Here is a 17,221-nt window from a genome sequence, read left to right on the forward strand (position 1 = left end):
TACAGAGGAATGAGCGTGGTTTCATTGCGAGATCACGTTCGATCCCTACTTTGCTAACGAACTCGTGGGATTAACATGGCGATAGTCCTCCCCTGCTACCGCTCTCAAGTAAGCAGCGTCAGCCTCCAGACGAAGATCGCGCCATTCCTGCCAGCAGATAATCCCTCGACGATCCATCTCATCGGCCTGGCGAAGCAGTTCCTCGTGATAGTCGTCAGGCGAGTCCATGCGCAATGCCCTGTCTTCAAGCACCCGATACCAAACCGCCAGACAATTGAGCTTCAGCAGTTGGGCGGCAGACAGGTTTTTCTCGAGCGTTCGCATCAGGAGGCCTCACACGCTGATGGAGGGTTGAGTCACGAAGATTCCAGAGGTTCAGTAAAGCGGTGTCAGCGGCGTCGATGTTTCCAGAGGGTCGCCCCGTTACAGTTCCGCTCACGGATGGAAATGGATGGCACTGACTCTAGTTGGAGTGAATTTCTTGAACGCTGGCGATGTCGTAGTGATGGCGCGCTGCTACGTCTTGCTGGAAGAAAGCAAGCAGACCTGGATGTCCCTCCCTTCCTGCAGCCGCATGTCCGAGTACCCGTATGAAAGAGCTGCATTCCGCTGCGAAGATAATCCGCCCAACTGTTCTCATCGTGGAGGACGAACCCATGATCCGAGAGCTTCTAAGCCTGTACCTAGAAGACTGGGGAGCCATGGTGACAGCGGTGGCGACTGCCGATGACGGCAATGAGGCGTTGAGGAAGCAAGATTGGACGCTGCTGATAACGGATGTACAAACACCTGGTTTATTCAATGGGGTTGATCTTGCCTGGATGGCAAGCCAGCAAAAACCTCAGACGCGCATCATTGTCATGAGCGGATACTACGAATTTGCAGGGAGAGTGTTGCCGCCAGGTGCGGAGTTCCTTCCTAAGCCGTGGCCAATAACCCAGCTCCAGGAACTGCTCTGCGCTCAGCTTAACCACGCCGACGGGGCTGGAAGGTCGGCGTCTGCCAAGCTTGATCCTTTCCAAACGTTCGCGAACAAAGCTTAAGGACGCCACACACGCCTGCACCGGTTCTTTCGCGCAACCCGTCGGCCTCGGCCAAAACCCACGGAGTAAACACCCCGCGCCCCGACGTCCGAGTTGAACACAGACTTTCCTGTGTGACGACATGAGGTGAAAGATCATGGCTAACAACCAAACCAATCGTGGCCATCAAGGTGGTACTGCTCAGAACAATCCTGGCAATTTTGCCAATGATCGCGAGAAAGCGTCGGAGGCAGGTCGCAAAGGCGGCCAGAGTTCAGGCGGCAATTTTGCCAACGACCGTGAGCGTGCCTCCGAGGCGGGCCGTAAAGGCGGGCAAAACAGCCACGGCGGCGGTCGCGGTAGCGAAAACCGCTAACTGGCGGTGATCCAGTGCCAGGGCAATAGCTGCCCTGGCACTTTTCTCATGAACGGCCATCAGGAGACCCTCTCCTTCCACGCTTCGTATCTGGCAAGGAGCGGCTGGACGCTCAACCCATGCAGCAGAATGCTCAACGCCACCACGGACAGCACCAGGTTGATGCTCTGCGCGGCCAAGGTGGGAAGCAGCCCATGATTGAGGGCATAGAACAGGTAGTAGAAGCTGCCGATACCCCGGATACCAAACCACCCTAAAAGCCCGCGCTGGCGGATATCAAGCATTCCTCGAGCCGGGAACAGCAGGATGCTGATGGGGCGAATGACAAAAAACAAAGCGCCGGCAACCAGCACTGCCCGCCAGTCCCAATGCTCAATGAGCACTACCCCGAGCATGGTCACCAGAAATACTTCCATTGCCCGTTCGATCAGGCTACCGAACGCCAGCATGTCACCCAACATGATCCCCGCTGCTACCTGCGAGTCGTCGAGCCCCTTCACATCGCCTTTGACGGCTAGCTCCGGCGCTACGTGCTGGTGACCCACCACAGGCTGTACCAGATGTTCAGCAGCCGGCTCTTCCGGGCTATTGGCGGTCTGCACCTCCGCCTGCCGTAAACCGAGGCCCGCAGCGAACACCGCGAGGAACCCATAGGCCTGTATCGACTCGGCGCTCACGTATGCCAACGCAATCAGGGCAAGGGCCAGATAGTCATTGGGCGAGACGGTGCTGTCGTCGTTGCGCAGACGCAAGAACAGCGTGAGTTTGCCCAGGCCGCGCCCCATCCAGTAGCCAAGCAACAGGCCTGCGGTTACTGCCCACAGCATGTCCTTGAGCAACCAGTCACTGAACCAGGCCTGGCCATTGTCCTGTTGCAGGAACAGTCCAAGCATGACGAAGGGAAACGCCACGCCGTCGTTGAGCCCTGCCTCACCCGACAAGCTGAAACGGACAAGATCATCGTCTTGGGCATCAACCACCTGCACCAGAGTTGCGAGAACAGGGTCAGTGGGTGCGAGGATCGCCCCGATCAGTAGCGAGACACCCCACCCCAGGTTCAGGCCGTAATGCAGCACCAGCGTTACCCCACCGATGCAGATCAACATCACCGGCCCCGCTAGAAAAAAGGCGCTGCACCAACGGTGGTTGTGCAAAGGCACGCGCAATTTCAAGCCACTGAAGAACAGCGAAAACAACACGGCGACCTCTGTGAGGTGCTCCATCCACCCGCTCGACTTGCTCAAGTCCAGTTGAAGAAAACCCAGCCCCGATGTACCCAGCCCGATACCCAAGGCAAGGCACACCACAGACGAGGTCACAGGGATCCAGCGCAGGTAGGAGGATGAGAGTGCGAGCAGCAGCAAGACTGCGCCCAGCATGGCGAACCAGACGATGAAGGTCATCTGCGCAGAAGCCTTGGGAAAGTTTTCGAGTATTTTTTTGACTTTCCGTCACGCCACGTCGTTCCGCTGCGCTTAGTGGGTTCACCCAATACCTGAGGTAAATGTAAAAAAAGATTTCAGCCCTTCACTGCGGTCAAACCCTATAGATCGCAGTGGAGATTACGTCATGAAATTCGCCCAGTTCTGCCAATGGCTCGCCAACCACGCCGGTAAGCCGAGCACCTTTTTGATCGCCGTGGTGTTGATCGCCATGTGGGCTGCCTCTGGGCCCTGGTTTCACTACAACGATACCTGGCAACTTATCGTCAACACGTCGACCACCATCATCACATTCCTGATGGTTTTCCTGATTCAGAACACCCAGAACCGGGATAACGACATCATCCACGTGAAGCTCGACGAGCTGATTCGCGCTACGAAATCTGCGGAGCAGTCGGTATTGGATCTCGAAGCGCTCGATAACCGGGAAATCCATAAACTTCGCAAGGAATATCAGGCGATGGGCAGCGAATGTGATCCCCACCATCAGGCGCCTGCTGAACATCAGACGGACGATGCTGCTCGGGATAACCTGCAGCGCTAGAGACCTTGTTGGTCGGACGGCGGGAGAGTTGAAGGTACATTTGCAGGGTGAAGCGCCTGGCCAATTGCTTGAGCGAGCTCGTCTATCGACCACGGTTTGAAGAGGTAGGTAACGGGTGGTGTCACCTGAGAAGCATCAAGCTGGTAGCCAGAAGTCAGAATGGCGGGTAGTCCAGGCCACCTTTCGTGTGCCATGGAGATGAACTCCATGCCTTTGATGCTTCCCGGAACACCATGGTCGACAACGATCAACGAGCAGTCGCTCTTGAGTCCCATCAAGTGAATCAAGGCATCTTCGGAGTTATCGAACGCATCACAGGTAGCGCCCAGCTCGATCAGGATGTCCACCAGTAGGGTCTGAAGCGTTGGATCGTCTTCTACCACAACTACCGCCTTACCTGACAACGACAAACCCTCGACGTCGAGCTTCATCACCTTCTCCAGTCCATGGTTAGATTTTCGAGTGTTTCACTCATCCGGACATGCGTCGATGGGGGCTAAAGGCCACCCATGCTCAATGGCCTTCCAACTTCGTCAAATGAGCCAAGCCTTCACGCATGAAAATCTCCACGGTCTTTGGGCCTACGCCCTCGAAACTCAGTAGCCAGCGCTTGAATCCCTCAGCATTTGATTCTTCCTGCAGTGCCTCAAGTTGAGCAGCAAGTTCCACTTCTACCTTGTTGCCAAGATCATGCAGTCGTCGGGCAGTGGATTCATCGTAGCGCGCATAGCCGGCCTGCCCGAGCAGTCTGACCAGTGTGGAATGAGAAGTCTGGGCAAGCTTAATCGGCGTATCCAGGCCCTGCTGATCGACAAGCATCCGGTACGCCTGCACTGCTACGGTGGCGCGGATGCGCTTCCCCATGAGAAAGCTGGCCAACAACCATCTGAACACGCCAAGGGCATCCGTGACCTCAATGCCGAGGTCACAGGCAGTTATAGTCTTCAACCTTTACTACGGCGCGGATCAGCAGATCGTGGGTAGGTGCGTTCCTCTTCGATAGTGCCATCCGCTTTATGGATCTTCACCGACGCCGTCTTTCCATCAAAGAAATCCGCAAGGGCGCTGACGAGCTCGTGCTTCGTCGACGCTCGTTTGGAGGCGCGTTCACCACCGGCTTTCTTCAATTCCCATCCTTCTGATGTCGGGCTGAGGTGGTAATTGTCCATCGTGTGCTCCTCTTGGTTAAATGGATTCGCCGTCATCCTGGATGTCTTCCTCTGCCTCGGCTGCCTCCGTTGCATCAGCGTCATTGAGTGGCGGCGACGTGGGCTTTTCCGGATCGTTAATGAAGGGCACGTCGCTTGGCCCTTTTTCTTCGGAGCCTTCGGTTTTCGGCTGCATGGCAATACCTCAAAACAGATGGATCGGGGCGCCGGGCTTCAAGTACCTTCAGCAACCCCCGAGAATTTTTTGACATCGATAGGTTGCGCTACGAATTCAGGGCCATCGCCGGCGAGCCGCCACTTCACCTTAGCGATGCCATAGCGCTCGGCCATCGGTCGACTGACCAACTTGATTTTCTGCTGACTGAATCTTGGGATGATGCCAACGCCGGCATCGCAACTGGCCCAGTGCCAAGCCACGGCGTTGTCCATTTTCTCCAAGCGGATGATGAACGTCCGATGGTCACCGTGCAGGTCATACTCGATTACGTACAATTGAAGTGCTGGCACAAGATCCGCTCCCTAGTTCATACGCTATTGAGCAAGCCGTAGAAGAGATAATTCCATCGGATTGCCAGGGGGCATGCACGTCGCTCATGGATGGAAAATCTGCCAACTGCGTGAATTCAACGCGGTTCGTGAATCGGGCACCCATTGTGCGTAGCGCGAAACTGCGCTGACATTTCGTATGAGGGCCTGCGCACCCGCATGATGCCTCCCAGGGGACGATGCGCAGCCAACCCATGCCAGGGGCTGAATGCCATGCCATCATCGATGGCGCGTACCTTTTCATCATCCCAGGCGGCCTGCGGTTCGACCTCTACCCTGGCAACTGTCACGTAGGGGCTCAACGCTTCCGACCATTTCACTGATGCGTCCTCGATGGGCATCTTCTCGATGTCAGTGGCCAGCTGCACACGCAGCTCCCAGGTGCCGCCGTTCTGCCTGAAAAACGCCTCGACGGCATGGCGAAGCCCGTCCGGGTCGCCCTTCAGCTCCACTTTGAGATCAGTCAACTCGGTTAGCGAGGGCGACACAGGAACAATGGCCAGCTTGGCGTAATAAGGGCCGTAGAGGATCGGCACCACCGTGGTGAAGGTCTCGCCCAGAATATGCGTCTGGGGATGGCCACCGAGGCTCTTCAGCGTAGCGCTTTCGCCGCCCACCGATTCGACCAGCGATTCCACTCCCCGCAGTGCGGCTGACAGTGCCTTCTTCAAGCCAGGTACCTTGTCCGTCGTCTTCGCGAGCATCTTCAGCGTTTTCAGGAACGCCTTGGGCGTTGCCGAGGTGAAGGCTTTGGCATTCTCGGTGACGAAGTCCTGGGTCACCTGCCCCTCACTGCCAGGCAGGCGGGAGCCTTCGACACCCACGATCTTGAGGGCCAAGCCCCTCGGGGTCGATACCTTGTCATCGAGCACATCCCCTGGGTTGGTGGAAAACCGCAGATAGGCCGGCAGTGTACCGGGCTTGGCAAAGGCACCTTGTGCCAGTTCCGCTGGCAGTCCTTCAAGGATGGTCACTTTCCCGCGCAGCAATCCGTGTCCCTTGGCATGGACACTGCGGTTGGCGTGGCCGTTGTCCTTGAACGTGGTTTCCATGATCTGCCGCAGGGTTTCAGCCAGCTCCCTGCTCGTCTCGGCTTCGTCATCCGGAATTTGCTCGAAAGAGGGTTGGAAGCGCAGCGGCACAACTGCAACGGGTGTATCCGGTTGTTTATTCATCAGGATTCTCCGGCTGCCTCAAGGGCACTGATTGGCTTCAACGCATGCGTGCGCTCTATTTGGCGAGGTCAGTTTTCAGGCGCTGACCCGCATAGGCCTGTGCGTCCTCAGCCTTCTTCACGACGGCGGCAGTGCCGAAGAACTCGTGCGTCACGCCGTCGTAGACTTTGCGATCTACCGCCACACCTGCTGTGCGTAGCGCCTGTTCCAACTGGGCGCCATCGTCGCGCAGCGGATCGATTTCCGCGTTGATGATGGTCACCGGAGGCAAGCCATGCAGGTCAGCCTTGACCAGGTTGATACGTGGATCCTGGACATCGGCAGGCGAACTGGTGACCTGGCCGATGAACCACAGCATCATCGGACGATTCAGCGGCATGGCATCGGCGTACTTGAGGTAGGAAGCTGTATCGGTGCTCGACTGCGCAACCGGATACACCGAAAGGACGTGTTTCGGTGCTGTCAGGCCAGCATCTCGGGCGCCCATTGCAGTAGCGACGGCGAGGTTGCCGCCTGCGCTTTCGCCGGCCAAAGCCAGGCGCTCTGGATCGCCGCCAACGGAGGCGGCGTTTCTCGCCAGCCAACGGTAAGCCGCCAGGGCATCGTCATGCGCAGCGGGGAATTTGTGCTCTGGCGCCAGACGGTAATCGACCGATACCACCACGGCATCGGCTTGCTTGGCCAACCCGCGTGCGCCGCCATCGTAAACTTTCCGATCTGCTATCACCCAGCCGCCGCCGTGGAAGAACAGCACCGCTGGGTGAGGGCCATTGCCTGGCGGCGTATACACCGTGGCCGGCATGGAGCCTGACGGGCTGGGTATCGAGATTTCCCGCGTGGTGACGCCGGGCACCAATGACTCGGGGCTCGAACTGCGTTTCTGATCTTCCAGCACGCCCTTCACAGCATCGGCCATGCTCGGCTGCTGACGGGCCTCCTGTGGAGTGGTCTTCTCGATGGCCTTGGCATCGAAGCTGGCAAACTTGTTCAGCAGCTTCTGCATGTCGGAATCCGTGCGAAAAAGACTTTTGGTGCCACTCACAGCAAGCTCGGAGACCGAGCGCTTTTCAGGATCGCGGGCGCACCCGCCCAGCGCTATCGAGACCCCCAAGACCGAAACCGCAGCTACCCAATGGCACTTTTGCATAGGACACTCCCAAGGCGAGGGCGAAGGTTTCTTCGCCTGTCTTAAGCTCAGGGCGCCCTACTCCAATGGCGTTCAGCCAGTTCTTGAAATGTCGGACAGATGGGCATCCAGCATGAATTCGACCAGTGTTGCGGCGCAGGCCGTAATCCCCTCCAGAAGCACCATTTCGAAGCCATGGGTATTCTCGGTCGGTATCGCAATGCAACCAGCCCGGGCATCGATCCCGGCGCTCATCACCGCGCTTGCATCGGATGCAAAATCGACGAGCAATGCCGACTGGGGCTTAAAACCGGCCTTCAGGCCAGCGGCGATCAGGCCCTGCACCACGGTGCGGCTGTAGTATCCCTTCTGGTCGCCGGTATTGATGATCGGATTGGCCGAAAGCTCCGTGCCATATTCCTCAAGTACAGGGCCAACCTCGACCGCGATTGTGGTGTCGCCGGGCAGCCGGGAAGCTGCGTACATGGCGCCAGCATTCGATTCTTCCTCCAGCGTCGTAAGCACAAACCAAACGTCCTGCTTCAGTTTTTCTCGGCGTTCACTCAGCAGCTTCGCGCAGAGAATGACCGCGCTCAGCGGAGCTCGGTCGTCGAGGAAGTGAGCGGCAATACAGTCATGTACCTTGAAGGGCTTACGCCAGTGCTGACTGAGCACGACTCGAGTACCAGGCCGAACGCCAAGTTGCTGGAGTTCCGACTGGCTCTTGCGCGTGACGATGTAGACATCTTTCCACTGAACATTACCTGTCAGCACGTCTCTTCCATTCGAAGTCCGACCGCTGTTGTGCATTGAGCCGTAGGACAAAACACCCGGCAGGATGTGTTCATCGCCCAGGATATCGACAGGGCACACGCCGAAGCTTATCGGTTGCGAACCACCTAGAGCGAGCACCTCCAGGGTGCCGTTCTCCAGCACATTCTTGACGATCATCGCGATCTCATCGAGATGGGCCATAACGCGTATGGCTGCCTCTGGGCTACCAGCACGGCCCCCACGAATCACCCCCACCACATTGCCAGCAGGGTCGATGTGCGTGTCATCACAGAATAGGCGCAGCTCGCGCAGACAAATGGCCCGTACTTCATCTTCTTGTCCGCCCGGCCCTCGGGCGTTGAGGAGCTCGGTCAGTAATGCCTCAGTCTTCAAAACGTTACCTCCCTGTTTGCACGCAAACGTGTTCAGGCCAGCTGGATGTACACCGAGTAGCTACCCAATAGCACCCAGAACACCAGAAAGATCCACGGCGTCCGTAGCGAGAACAGCAATGACTTTCGATGCCCTGCACGTGAGGTTTCCACCTCACAGAACAGCGGCGACTCGTCGTAAGCCAACCCCATCAACGGCTCGCTGCGCAGCAGGTGGCTCTGCTTGAGCTGCCAGTGATCGATGATGTTGTATGCCGCCCTGATGCCAGGCCAGGCGTTGAGCGAGCTCAGCACCCCGAGCAAGGCGAGGAACGCGGGCACGATCAGGGTGAACATCTCGCCCCATCCTTGATTGAGGTTCCCCATGGAGGAGACGAAGGCGATGACCAGGAATGACTGCGCCGCCAGGTAGGCGTCCGTGCGGTTGGCCAGGATGCTGGTTTCGTACTGGATCTCACGCCGGTAAAAATCCAGACGCTCCTTGGGAGAGCCAAACATCCTGGCATTGTGCTCGCTGATCTCGTGCTCAGGGGTCGCTGGGGTAATGATTCGAGGCACTCGCTACTCCGGGAATTGGGCTCCGAGCGAAGAGATGAGACTGGAGCTGAGTTCGGTAGAACAGGCGGTGGGGCATGAAATTCAATTGGATTGATATCCCGCACCGCTCGTCGTACCAACCGCAGATTGAAACCAACACGAGCAGGTCGGGCCTTTCGAACCGGTATGAACGTTCTCAACTGCAGGAGCTTCTACCATGCGCGACTTCCCTACCCCACCCTTCCCTTCGCAGCCTCAAAATGTCCCCGGCTCACAACGCAAGATGGAGCCCTACCCGGATTGTGGTGAGCAGTCGTATACCGGCCACAATCGACTCGAAGGCAAGATTGCCCTTATCACCGGAGCAGACAGCGGCATCGGGCGAGCAGTGGCGATTGCCTATGCCCGTGAAGGCGCCGACGTCGCCATCGCTTATCTGAATGAGCATGAAGACGCGCAAGAAACCGCGCGCTGGGTTGAGTCCGCAGGCCGTCAATGCCTGCTGTTGCCCGGAGACCTGGCGCAGAAACAGCACTGCTACGACATCGTCGAAAAGACCGTCAGCCAGTTCGGGCGTATCGACATCCTGGTCAATAACGCGGCGTTCCAGATGTCCCACGAGACCTTGGAAGAGATCGACGATGATGAATGGGTGAAAACCTTCGATACCAACATCACCGCCATCTTCCGGATTTGCCAGGCGGCGCTGCCTTCCATGCCCAAGGGCAGTTCGATCATCAATACCAGCTCGGTCAATTCCGACGATCCATCCCCCAGCCTGCTGGCCTACGCCACGACCAAGGGGGCCATTGCCAACTTCACTGCTGGCCTGGCTCAGTTGCTAGGCAAAAAAGGTATTCGGGTCAACAGCGTTGCGCCAGGGCCTATCTGGACGCCTCTAATTCCTTCCACCATGCCAGAGGAAGCGGTCACACACTTTGGTTCCAAAACACCATTGGGTCGTCCCGGACAACCGGTGGAGGTCGCTCCGATCTACGTGCTGCTGGGCTCCGACGAAGCCAGTTACATCAGTGGCTCACGTTACGCAGTGACTGGCGGCAAACCGATCCTCTAGTGAAAAGAGGCTCGCCGTGCTGGCGAGCCTGACCCTCTTTTTGCGTGACAGTTTCAGCGTTTGTGCTGATCGTGATCACGGGCCGTTTTTTGCGCTGTCGAGTCATGTGATGTGCCGGTGGATCCATCCGGACGATGAGCATCGTTGTCTCGCTCCTCTTCCCCATGCGGCCTTGTCTGCGCACCTTCTTTTTGGCTGACGCTCACTTTCTTCATGTTGCTCTCCTCCCATTGCCTTTGAACAAGGGAAGCCAATCTACGGGGCAAAGTTCAGGTCAGTGACACTCAGGAGATGGGCGGGCAACACGGGCGATGAACCAATTACCCCAGGCTCGCGTCCACCGCAAAACAAGCGAGTCGATTCTGGAATGGAAAACGACCCTGTACTGGCCGCCCTCGGCTATCTCAAAAACAACAAACTGGTTTTGAGCACAGCAGAATCGTGCACTGCAGGCTGTCTTGTGGCTTTGTTGGCGGCGGTACCGGGTACCGGAGAGGTGCTGGAAAGCGGCTATGTCGTCTACTCACCCAGCGCCAAGAAGCGGCTGCTGGGGGTCAGCGCCGAAACCATCGAACGATACGGCCTGACCAGCGAAGCAGTAGCCTGGGAAATGGCCTTGGGCGCCTTGCGAGACAGCGATGCCAATGTGGTGATCGCCACCACCGGGGTAGCCGGGCCGGCGCCCGAGTCCGGGATACCACCGGGGACGATGTGCTTTGCTTGGGCTTTTGCCGGCGAACCCGTTGCCGTTTTCACGCGCACTCAACGTTTCTTCGGCGAGCGGTCTGAGGTCATGCGCCAAGGCGCCCTGTTCGGGTTGACCCGGCTTTCCCACTACCACCAGCGCTGGCTACGCGGCGAGCGCGCCTGAGGGCTGTGATCATGTTGGAAGATGAACGGGTATCGAGGCGTCACCCTGTTCAAGAAGACATGCCGATGCAGCAGCGTGTTTGGCGCTTCGAGCGCGTGGGATGGTATGTGCTTGTGGCCATTGTACTGCTTGCCTTGGCAGGCCTGTTCGGTAATGGCCCGTTAAGCGATGCCGAGGTGGTCAGCCAGGATGGCCGGGTACGGGTTGAGTATCAACGCCTCAGCCGAAGCGGCACGACAGACAGCCTTTTCATCACCGTTCAGGGTATCCCTGGTCAGCCGGTGGAGGTGCAACTCGAGGGATCATTGCTCCGTGACGCCAGTATCGAGACGTTGCAACCGGAGCCACAACAGTCGATGTCGCATGGCCAGGCCATGCTGTTCCAATTGGGTACTAAGCAAGATGGGGTCGCCACCTTGTACTTGACCCTTCGAAGTGAGCACGTAGGCACTCTAGAGGGCAGCGTCAGGGCTGGCCCTGAAAGCGCCGTTCACTTCTCCACATTCCTTTACCCCTAGGAGTGCGTCATGGATTCGATCCTCCGCGCAGCCGGGATGTACGTCGCACTTATGCTGCTGTTTCGCGTAGCCGGACGGCGCTCACTGGCCGACCTGACGACCTTTGACTTCGTCTTGTTGCTGATCATTGGGGAAGCCACCCAGCAGGCACTTCTGGGCGAGGATTTTTCATTCACCAATGCCATGCTGGTAATTGCCACGCTGATCGTTTTGGACGTCGGCCTTTCACTCGCGAAGCTCAACTCCAAGCCCTTGGCCAGGTTTCTGGATGGGCACGCTACCCTGGTTGTTGAAAATGGGCGCTTCCTGCATCACCGCATGCGTCGCGCACGACTCACGGAGGACGATATCCTTGAGTCAGCGCGGGACAGCCAAGGCATCGAGAACATTGAGCAGGTAAAGTTCGCTATCGTCGAACGCAATGGAAAGATTTCGATCATTCCTGCCGAATAAGGCACGGAGCTCCACCTCTCAGGCCTTTTAGAGTGCAAATATCGCCTGGCTATGGTCGATGGTAGGGATGGGCATCAGTTCGCGCCGGGATACCAGCCAGGCCCGCATCCGCTCGGTATCAAAAATCTGACCCTCTTCCATCATCACCAGAATGAGCGCTTGGGACATTCGGTAACAGCCGCATTTAGAACAGCGTCGCTCTTCCCATCCACCGGTGCATTCGACGGACTCAGCTTGCCCAGCGCAAATCAGACAACTCATGTAAGCCCCCTTTTGTTCTTGTTCCTTGCAGGGTAATGCGAGGGCACAAAGCTCCCTTGTGTCCCGCTTTACATGAGATATTCATGCCAATCCTAAATTCCCTCTATTTGCGCAACGCTCACATAAGACGAACCAGACGCCAGATAGCCATGTCGGAATCAGAACACATGATCTCGAAGGCACACCGATGGAAAGAGAACCGGTAGAAGCTCAACAGGGTGCACCTGAGCGAGATGAGGGTGGCTGGTTGCCCCTGGAGCAGTATGGTGCACTCGGGGATGGGCGTTCCGTGGCACTGATTGGTCTGGACGGTTCCATCGACTGGTGGTGTGTGCCGCACATGGATTCACCTCCCCTGTTCGACAAGCTGCTGGCTCCGCAAACAGGAGGCTACTTTTCCATTACCCCCAACGAGCCGTTCGTTGCTGAGCGGCGCTACCTGCCAGGCAGCAACGTCCTCGAGACACTCTTCATCACCCACGAGGGTCGTGCGCGGCTGACCGAGTCCTTGAACAGTGGCCCCGCTGGGCGTTTACCTTGGGCCGAACTTGCCAGGCGCCTCGAATGTGTCGAGGGTACGGTCGATTTCGAGTTAGCCATCGACTTCGGAACCCGAGCCGACACGGTAAGCCCCTACGTGGCGCCGAATGACAATGCCTGCGTTTTTCATGCGGGCCGAATACTCGGCATGTTCCTGCACGACCATCAGGTGCACATCGAACGCAAGGATGACATGGGCGTGCGTGCTGTCCTTAGCCTTGCAGCAGGACAACGCTCAGTGGTCGCAATCATCGCAGGACGAGATGAGCCCCTGGTGGTGCCCCCATTGGCCTTGATCGATGAACGCATCGACGGCTCGCACAGTGAGTGGTGCCAATGGTCGAAGGGGCTGGTCTACGACGGCCCGTACCAAAACCATGTAGTCCGTAATGCGCTGGCCCTCAAGCTTCTGTTGTCCTCTCCAAGTGGCTCGATCATGGCGGCAGCGACCTCATCCCTTCCCGAGCGGATTGGTGGCAGCAAAAACTACGATTACCGCTTCGCCTGGATACGCGACGCCAGCTACACCATCGAAGCGTTTCTGGGCATCGGCGCACAGCCGGAAGCCAAGGCTGCCTTCACCTGGTTGCTGCGCCGCCTGAGTGAACATGGGCCACGGGTGTTTTATACCTTGGACGGGGCCATTGGTGATTGCGTGCGCCAGGTTGATCTCCCTGGTTACAAAAACTCGCCTCCAATCGTTGGCAACGACGCGCGCGACCAGCTGCAGCATGGCGTGTTCGGCGACATTTTCGAAACCGCCCGTTGCTTCATCGACAGCGGCAACATTCTTGATTCCCCGAGCGCCATGCTCCTCTCAGGCCTTGCCGACCAGTGCGCCGACTGTTGGCGTCAGCAGGACGCCGGTATCTGGGAGTTGCCGGAAAAGCAGCACTACACGATGTCCAAGATCAGTTGCTGGCAAGCCTTGAGCCGGGCCATCGAACTGGCAGATGGCGGCCACCTTCCCACCACCTGCCGGGAACGCTGGGATCGCGAGCGCCAGCGCATCCAGGCATGGATCGAGGCGCACTGCTGGAGCGAGGAGCGCCAAGCCTACCTGTTCTATCCAGACAGCGACCGGCTGGACGCCTCACTGGCACTGGCGGTCAGGTTCGGTTACCCCAGCAAACAACGTATGCGCAGCACACTGCAAGCCATTGACCATGATCTGGGGGGGGGCGCTTTCCATTATCGCTACACCGATGCACAGGAAGAGGAAGGTTGCTTCCTGGCCTGCACATTCTGGTTGATCGAAGCCTGGGCAATCCTCGGCCAGCAAGAACATGCCGTAGCCGCCTATGCAGATGCTTTGCAAGGGCTATCACACGGGGTAGGCATCTACTCGGAGATGATCGATCCGCAGACTGGACAGTATCTGGGCAACCTTCCTCAGGGCTTGACTCACCTGGCAGCCCTCAAAGCCGCAATGGCTATTGGAGGTTGCCATCCTGAACGATGACGCCAGCCATCATCTGCGTTGAACCGTCTCGCTTAGCGGCTACTCAACCAGAGGCAAGTTCTTACATCCAATCCGTGATGAGGTAACGCCATGAACGCTATCGACTTACTGATTCAAGACCACAAATTGGTAAAGAAGCTGCTCGAAGAGCTGTCGACCACCACCGAGCGAGCAGTGAAAAAACGGGCCGATCTACTCCACAGGATCGAGCAGGAGCTGCAGATTCACACCGCGCTCGAAGAAGAAATTCTATATCCGGCCATCAAGGAAGCGGGTGGCAAGGAAGAAGCGAAAATGTACTACGAGGCCAAGGAAGAACACCGGACTGTTGACTCCCTCGTCCTACCCGACCTGCTGCATACCGAAACCGGCACCGTCGAATTCGCCGGGCGGGTCAAGGTCATGAAAGAGTTGTTGGAGCATCACATCGAGGAAGAAGAAGGCGAGCTGTTCCCCACGGCGAAGGAGCTGCTCAGCAAGGACACCCTCGAGGAGCTGGGGCGAACGATGGAAATGCAGAAAAAGATGCTCAAGGGCGAGAAGCGAGCGGCTTAGTCGAGCGATCACCTGCCAGCGCTCAGGACGCTGGCAGGTGATCAGCTTCAGATACCCCATCATCATTTGGAAGGTTTCATGGAATATTGGATTGGGTTACTTGAATGGCCTGCCATGGTGATGACCGTGCTGGCAGCCTGGTGCATCGGTTCGCGCCGTCCGGGTAGAAGAAAGATTGGATTCTGCTGTTTCATCGCAAGCAACGTGCTGTGGGCTGTGTGGGGCTGGCAAGCACAAGCCTGGGCTCTGATCATCCTACAGTTCTGCCTCTGCGCGATGAATCTGCGAGGGTGGCGGAAGAACACGCAACTGGAAATTGCCGGGTGATAACGCCCTGACAAGCCGGTGAAGGGTTGCTTTTAAAACATGCAGGTTGCCCTTCTCACCAAGCTTCCGTCCCTGGAAGCAGTGAGAGCGGATCACGCAGCAGGCTTGAGCACCACTTTCGTCCAGCCATCATCCCGCGCATCGAAGTGCTTGTAGGCATCTGGGCCTTCGGCCAATTTCAAACGATGGGAAATGATCTGCGAGGGCTTGGCGCGCCCATGATGGATAAGCTCTGCCAGGCGGCGATTGTAGGCCTTTACATTCGCCTGACCTGTCCGGATCTGTTGGCCCTTGAACCAGAACGCACCGAAGTCGAAGGCCATCTTGCCCTCCTTCGCCAGTTCGTTTTTCGCTCCAGGATCTTCTGGCACAAACACCCCAACCACGCCGATGCCGCCAGTGGCCTTGGTTGAAGCGACCAAGTTGTTCATGGTGAGGTAGTTCGCTTCATGGCCATGCTTGTCGCAGCACTGGTAACCGACGCACTCACAGCCCCGGTCGGTGCCTTTGCCGTGGGTAAGGTTCATGATCTCTTCCACTGCTCTTTGCTCGACTGCGTTGATGGGAGTTGCCCCAAGCTGCGCGGCAAGCTGTAGGCGATCCGGCTGGTTGTCGATGACGAAAACCTGGGACGCGCCTTTGATGATTGCCGAATGCGCCGCCATCAGGCCAACAGGCCCTGCGCCGTAAATCGCAATGCTCTCACCAGGAAGCAGTCCGGCCAGCTCAGTTGCATGCCAACCAGTAGGGAAAATATCCGAGAGCATGACGTAGTCATCTTCTCGTTCCTGGGCGTCCTCAGGCAGCACCAGGCAGTTGAAATCCGCATACGGAACGCGGAGCAGTTCCGCCTGACCGCCTTGGTAGGGCCCCATCTCAGCAAAGCCGTAAGCGGCGCCGGCAGAACCGGGATTGGCTGTCAGGCAGAATCCCGTGAGCCCTTTTTCGCAGTTCTCACAGAACCCGCAGCCGATGTTGAATGGCAGGCAGACGCGATCACCAATTTTGACCCGGTCGACTCCGGCGCCCACCTCAATCACTTCGCCGAGGTTTTCATGGCCAAAAACTCGACCTGTCTCGAAAGACGTGCGGCCTTCGTACATGTGCAGGTCAGAACCGCAGATGTTGGTCGTGGTGATACGCACCAGTACGTCGGTGGGCTTCTCGATTTTTGCGTCAGAAACATCCTTGACCGCGACGTCACGTGGGCCGTTGTACACGATGGCTTTCATGTTGAACTCCCAAAGTCAGGGGCGACGGAAAAGCGCCCTACTCTGTTCAGGTGAATCCAACGTCAGTACGTTCATCGTGTTGATTGTAGAGGCAGACCGGTGGCGCTAAATGCTGTCGCTCCCACCGGAACAGGGATCGCGTGAGCTATGAGGTTGGAAGCGAGACTCTGAATACAGTGCCAGATTGCACACTGGATTTGACATCGATGGAGCCACCATCATCTATAGCATTGCTGATAGTAAATGTCCGCGCTAGATCTCATACGTTATATTGCTCAAGGTCTCGATGAGGCCTAGACGGCATTCTTATCTAAAGAAGGACGCGAATTTCCCTGGCTTCGTTTGGCATGAAACTCCCTTACCTCATCCCACGTCATTTTGATCGCGATGCTCAATGCAGACGACTCGTCTATTACATAGACTTCCCCCTCTGGGTCACTGATCGGCGACACCAGCCGGAAAGGCTCCTGCAAACGACCGCTACCGATCATCCCATTCTGGCTGAAAATGACAGCGGGACAATGATCCCCTCCTTCGTACAGAGCTTTCACACCAGCCTTCAACCACTCCCAATCCACTTTCCCAGGATGCGGAGGCCTGGTGGTGTGAAAAACGACAGGGATGATTGAATCCAACCCTCCTACGATCTCATCAGGAAACCCTGACACAAGCACTTCATCATCAATAGTTCTCAAAACTTCGGTAACAGCGGCCCCACTCGCCAAGTCCATACCCGGAATGAGATGCGTAAGCGTCCGGCGAACTCACCTTCCGAACTCCAGCATTAAGGGCGATGGTGTCCGCGTATTTTTAAGCGGACGCGA

24 protein-coding genes are annotated in these 17,221 nt (G+C 57.3%); 10 read left to right on the forward strand and 14 right to left on the reverse strand.

Features of this window, described 5'->3' with window-relative positions:
* Positions 1-45 precede the first annotated feature (45 nt).
* The gene (locus tag QME24_RS17125) at positions 46-324 is read right to left on the reverse strand and encodes a hypothetical protein (RefSeq protein WP_085677703.1); all 279 of its coding nucleotides are present in this window, start codon (positions 322-324) and stop codon (positions 46-48) included.
* Positions 325-590: 266 nt separating this feature from the next.
* Here QME24_RS17125 and QME24_RS17130 point away from each other — a divergent pair, with 266 nt between their 5' ends.
* Positions 591-1,043, forward strand: a complete 453-nt coding sequence (locus QME24_RS17130) for a response regulator (RefSeq protein ID WP_261240412.1) — start codon at positions 591-593, stop codon at positions 1,041-1,043.
* 136 nt (positions 1,044-1,179) lie between these two features.
* On the forward strand, positions 1,180-1,398 hold the full coding sequence (locus QME24_RS17135) for a general stress protein (RefSeq protein ID WP_004573951.1): 219 nt from the start codon (positions 1,180-1,182) through the stop codon (positions 1,396-1,398).
* A 59-nt stretch (positions 1,399-1,457) separates the two neighbouring features.
* Here QME24_RS17135 and QME24_RS17140 read toward each other — a convergent pair whose 3' ends face one another.
* The gene (locus QME24_RS17140) at positions 1,458-2,801 is read right to left on the reverse strand and encodes a cation:proton antiporter (protein ID WP_196996717.1); all 1,344 of its coding nucleotides are present in this window, start codon (positions 2,799-2,801) and stop codon (positions 1,458-1,460) included.
* Between the two features lie 166 nt (positions 2,802-2,967).
* Here QME24_RS17140 and QME24_RS17145 point away from each other — a divergent pair, with 166 nt between their 5' ends.
* Positions 2,968-3,384 (forward strand): low affinity iron permease family protein, encoded by a 417-nt coding sequence (locus tag QME24_RS17145; RefSeq protein ID WP_196996718.1) that lies wholly within the window; start codon positions 2,968-2,970, stop codon positions 3,382-3,384.
* Here QME24_RS17145 and QME24_RS17150 read toward each other — a convergent pair.
* The 9 genes from QME24_RS17150 to QME24_RS17190 form a co-directional block, all read right to left on the reverse strand.
* Positions 3,381-3,815 carry a response regulator gene (locus QME24_RS17150; protein WP_196996719.1) on the reverse strand — a complete coding sequence of 145 codons (435 nt, stop codon included), beginning with the start codon at positions 3,813-3,815 and terminating at the stop codon, positions 3,381-3,383. The two genes, QME24_RS17145 and QME24_RS17150, sit on opposite strands and share 4 nt — an antisense overlap.
* 82 nt (positions 3,816-3,897) lie before the next feature.
* The gene (locus QME24_RS17155; RefSeq protein WP_281690924.1) at positions 3,898-4,332 is read right to left on the reverse strand and encodes a DNA methylase; all 435 of its coding nucleotides are present in this window, start codon (positions 4,330-4,332) and stop codon (positions 3,898-3,900) included.
* Positions 4,329-4,553 carry a DUF2188 domain-containing protein gene (locus QME24_RS17160; RefSeq protein ID WP_281690925.1) on the reverse strand — a complete coding sequence of 75 codons (225 nt, stop codon included), beginning with the start codon at positions 4,551-4,553 and terminating at the stop codon, positions 4,329-4,331. Before QME24_RS17160 ends, QME24_RS17155 begins: the two co-directional genes overlap by 4 nt.
* A gap of 16 nt (positions 4,554-4,569) precedes the next feature.
* A complete protein-coding gene (locus QME24_RS17165) occupies positions 4,570-4,728 on the reverse strand; it encodes a hypothetical protein (RefSeq protein ID WP_280168064.1) in 159 nt (52 codons plus the stop codon).
* A 38-nt stretch (positions 4,729-4,766) separates the two neighbouring features.
* Positions 4,767-5,060 carry a DUF6555 family protein gene (locus tag QME24_RS17170; RefSeq protein ID WP_060510441.1) on the reverse strand — a complete coding sequence of 98 codons (294 nt, stop codon included), beginning with the start codon at positions 5,058-5,060 and terminating at the stop codon, positions 4,767-4,769.
* A 116-nt stretch (positions 5,061-5,176) separates the two neighbouring features.
* Entirely contained in the window at positions 5,177-6,274 is a 1,098-nt protein-coding gene (locus tag QME24_RS17175) for a catalase family protein (RefSeq protein WP_281690926.1), read from the reverse strand.
* A 55-nt stretch (positions 6,275-6,329) separates the two neighbouring features.
* Entirely contained in the window at positions 6,330-7,421 is a 1,092-nt protein-coding gene (locus QME24_RS17180; protein ID WP_281690927.1) for an alpha/beta hydrolase, read from the reverse strand.
* Positions 7,422-7,493: 72 nt separating this feature from the next.
* A complete protein-coding gene (locus tag QME24_RS17185; RefSeq protein ID WP_281690928.1) occupies positions 7,494-8,567 on the reverse strand; it encodes a M42 family peptidase in 1,074 nt (357 codons plus the stop codon).
* A 32-nt stretch (positions 8,568-8,599) separates the two neighbouring features.
* Positions 8,600-9,124, reverse strand: a complete 525-nt coding sequence (locus QME24_RS17190) for a hypothetical protein (RefSeq protein ID WP_281690929.1) — start codon at positions 9,122-9,124, stop codon at positions 8,600-8,602.
* Positions 9,125-9,320: 196 nt separating this feature from the next.
* On the opposite strand from QME24_RS17190, the gene QME24_RS17195 reads away from it, so the two are divergent.
* Entirely contained in the window at positions 9,321-10,178 is an 858-nt protein-coding gene (locus QME24_RS17195) for an SDR family oxidoreductase (protein WP_274072721.1), read from the forward strand.
* A gap of 53 nt (positions 10,179-10,231) precedes the next feature.
* Here QME24_RS17195 and QME24_RS17200 read toward each other — a convergent pair whose 3' ends face one another.
* Complete coding sequence (locus QME24_RS17200) at positions 10,232-10,393, reverse strand: hypothetical protein (RefSeq protein WP_162998278.1); 162 nt, start codon at positions 10,391-10,393, stop codon at positions 10,232-10,234.
* Between the two features lie 152 nt (positions 10,394-10,545).
* Here QME24_RS17200 and QME24_RS17205 point away from each other — a divergent pair, with 152 nt between their 5' ends.
* The 3 genes from QME24_RS17205 to QME24_RS17215 are packed head-to-tail and all read left to right on the forward strand — an operon-like array spanning position 10,546 to position 12,020.
* Positions 10,546-11,049, forward strand: coding sequence for a CinA family protein (locus QME24_RS17205; RefSeq protein WP_281690930.1), 504 nt, complete (start codon positions 10,546-10,548; stop codon positions 11,047-11,049).
* 11 nt (positions 11,050-11,060) lie between these two features.
* A complete protein-coding gene (locus QME24_RS17210) occupies positions 11,061-11,567 on the forward strand; it encodes a hypothetical protein (RefSeq protein WP_281690931.1) in 507 nt (168 codons plus the stop codon).
* 9 nt (positions 11,568-11,576) lie between these two features.
* Positions 11,577-12,020, forward strand: coding sequence for a YetF domain-containing protein (locus QME24_RS17215; protein WP_104886485.1), 444 nt, complete (start codon positions 11,577-11,579; stop codon positions 12,018-12,020).
* 27 nt (positions 12,021-12,047) lie between these two features.
* Here QME24_RS17215 and QME24_RS17220 read toward each other — a convergent pair whose 3' ends face one another.
* Complete coding sequence (locus QME24_RS17220) at positions 12,048-12,188, reverse strand: hypothetical protein (RefSeq protein WP_016711387.1); 141 nt, start codon at positions 12,186-12,188, stop codon at positions 12,048-12,050.
* 340 nt (positions 12,189-12,528) lie between these two features.
* Here QME24_RS17220 and QME24_RS17225 point away from each other — a divergent pair, with 340 nt between their 5' ends.
* The 3 genes from QME24_RS17225 to QME24_RS17235 all read left to right on the forward strand — a co-directional run bounded on the left by QME24_RS17225 (position 12,529) and on the right by QME24_RS17235 (position 15,165).
* The gene (locus QME24_RS17225) at positions 12,529-14,283 is read left to right on the forward strand and encodes a glycoside hydrolase family 15 protein (protein ID WP_281690934.1); all 1,755 of its coding nucleotides are present in this window, start codon (positions 12,529-12,531) and stop codon (positions 14,281-14,283) included.
* 90 nt (positions 14,284-14,373) lie between these two features.
* Positions 14,374-14,838 (forward strand): hemerythrin domain-containing protein, encoded by a 465-nt coding sequence (locus tag QME24_RS17230; RefSeq protein WP_281690932.1) that lies wholly within the window; start codon positions 14,374-14,376, stop codon positions 14,836-14,838.
* Between the two features lie 78 nt (positions 14,839-14,916).
* Positions 14,917-15,165, forward strand: coding sequence for a hypothetical protein (locus tag QME24_RS17235; protein ID WP_016711391.1), 249 nt, complete (start codon positions 14,917-14,919; stop codon positions 15,163-15,165).
* 92 nt (positions 15,166-15,257) lie between these two features.
* Here the strand turns inward: QME24_RS17235 and QME24_RS17240 are convergent, their stop codons facing one another.
* Positions 15,258-16,397 carry a glutathione-independent formaldehyde dehydrogenase gene (locus tag QME24_RS17240; RefSeq protein ID WP_281690933.1) on the reverse strand — a complete coding sequence of 380 codons (1,140 nt, stop codon included), beginning with the start codon at positions 16,395-16,397 and terminating at the stop codon, positions 15,258-15,260.
* Positions 16,398-17,221 lie beyond the last annotated feature (824 nt).

The organism is Pseudomonas sp. PARCl1 (assembly GCF_947311875.1).
Lineage (GTDB): Bacteria > Pseudomonadota > Gammaproteobacteria > Pseudomonadales > Pseudomonadaceae > Aquipseudomonas > Aquipseudomonas juntendi.

What these genes read in the sequence shown, in the direction of transcription:
- QME24_RS17230 (WP_281690932.1), top strand. Translation starts at nt 14,374, where the DNA reads ATGAACGCTATCGACTTACTGATTCAAGACCACAAATTGGTAAAGAAG.
- QME24_RS17165 (WP_280168064.1), bottom strand. Translation starts at nt 4,728, where the DNA reads ATGCAGCCGAAAACCGAAGGCTCCGAAGAAAAAGGGCCAAGCGACGTG.
- QME24_RS17220 (WP_016711387.1), bottom strand. Translation starts at nt 12,188, where the DNA reads ATGTCCCAAGCGCTCATTCTGGTGATGATGGAAGAGGGTCAGATTTTT.
- QME24_RS17145 (WP_196996718.1), top strand. Translation starts at nt 2,968, where the DNA reads ATGAAATTCGCCCAGTTCTGCCAATGGCTCGCCAACCACGCCGGTAAG.
- QME24_RS17175 (WP_281690926.1), bottom strand. Translation starts at nt 6,274, where the DNA reads ATGAATAAACAACCGGATACACCCGTTGCAGTTGTGCCGCTGCGCTTC.
- QME24_RS17200 (WP_162998278.1), bottom strand. Translation starts at nt 10,393, where the DNA reads ATGAAGAAAGTGAGCGTCAGCCAAAAAGAAGGTGCGCAGACAAGGCCG.
- QME24_RS17210 (WP_281690931.1), top strand. Translation starts at nt 11,061, where the DNA reads ATGTTGGAAGATGAACGGGTATCGAGGCGTCACCCTGTTCAAGAAGAC.
- QME24_RS17205 (WP_281690930.1), top strand. Translation starts at nt 10,546, where the DNA reads ATGGAAAACGACCCTGTACTGGCCGCCCTCGGCTATCTCAAAAACAAC.
- QME24_RS17195 (WP_274072721.1), top strand. Translation starts at nt 9,321, where the DNA reads ATGCGCGACTTCCCTACCCCACCCTTCCCTTCGCAGCCTCAAAATGTC.
- QME24_RS17180 (WP_281690927.1), bottom strand. Translation starts at nt 7,421, where the DNA reads ATGCAAAAGTGCCATTGGGTAGCTGCGGTTTCGGTCTTGGGGGTCTCG.
- QME24_RS17235 (WP_016711391.1), top strand. Translation starts at nt 14,917, where the DNA reads ATGGAATATTGGATTGGGTTACTTGAATGGCCTGCCATGGTGATGACC.
- QME24_RS17215 (WP_104886485.1), top strand. Translation starts at nt 11,577, where the DNA reads ATGGATTCGATCCTCCGCGCAGCCGGGATGTACGTCGCACTTATGCTG.
- QME24_RS17125 (WP_085677703.1), bottom strand. Translation starts at nt 324, where the DNA reads ATGCGAACGCTCGAGAAAAACCTGTCTGCCGCCCAACTGCTGAAGCTC.
- QME24_RS17140 (WP_196996717.1), bottom strand. Translation starts at nt 2,801, where the DNA reads ATGACCTTCATCGTCTGGTTCGCCATGCTGGGCGCAGTCTTGCTGCTG.
- QME24_RS17160 (WP_281690925.1), bottom strand. Translation starts at nt 4,553, where the DNA reads ATGGACAATTACCACCTCAGCCCGACATCAGAAGGATGGGAATTGAAG.
- QME24_RS17150 (WP_196996719.1), bottom strand. Translation starts at nt 3,815, where the DNA reads ATGAAGCTCGACGTCGAGGGTTTGTCGTTGTCAGGTAAGGCGGTAGTT.
- QME24_RS17240 (WP_281690933.1), bottom strand. Translation starts at nt 16,397, where the DNA reads ATGAAAGCCATCGTGTACAACGGCCCACGTGACGTCGCGGTCAAGGAT.
- QME24_RS17135 (WP_004573951.1), top strand. Translation starts at nt 1,180, where the DNA reads ATGGCTAACAACCAAACCAATCGTGGCCATCAAGGTGGTACTGCTCAG.
- QME24_RS17130 (WP_261240412.1), top strand. Translation starts at nt 591, where the DNA reads ATGAAAGAGCTGCATTCCGCTGCGAAGATAATCCGCCCAACTGTTCTC.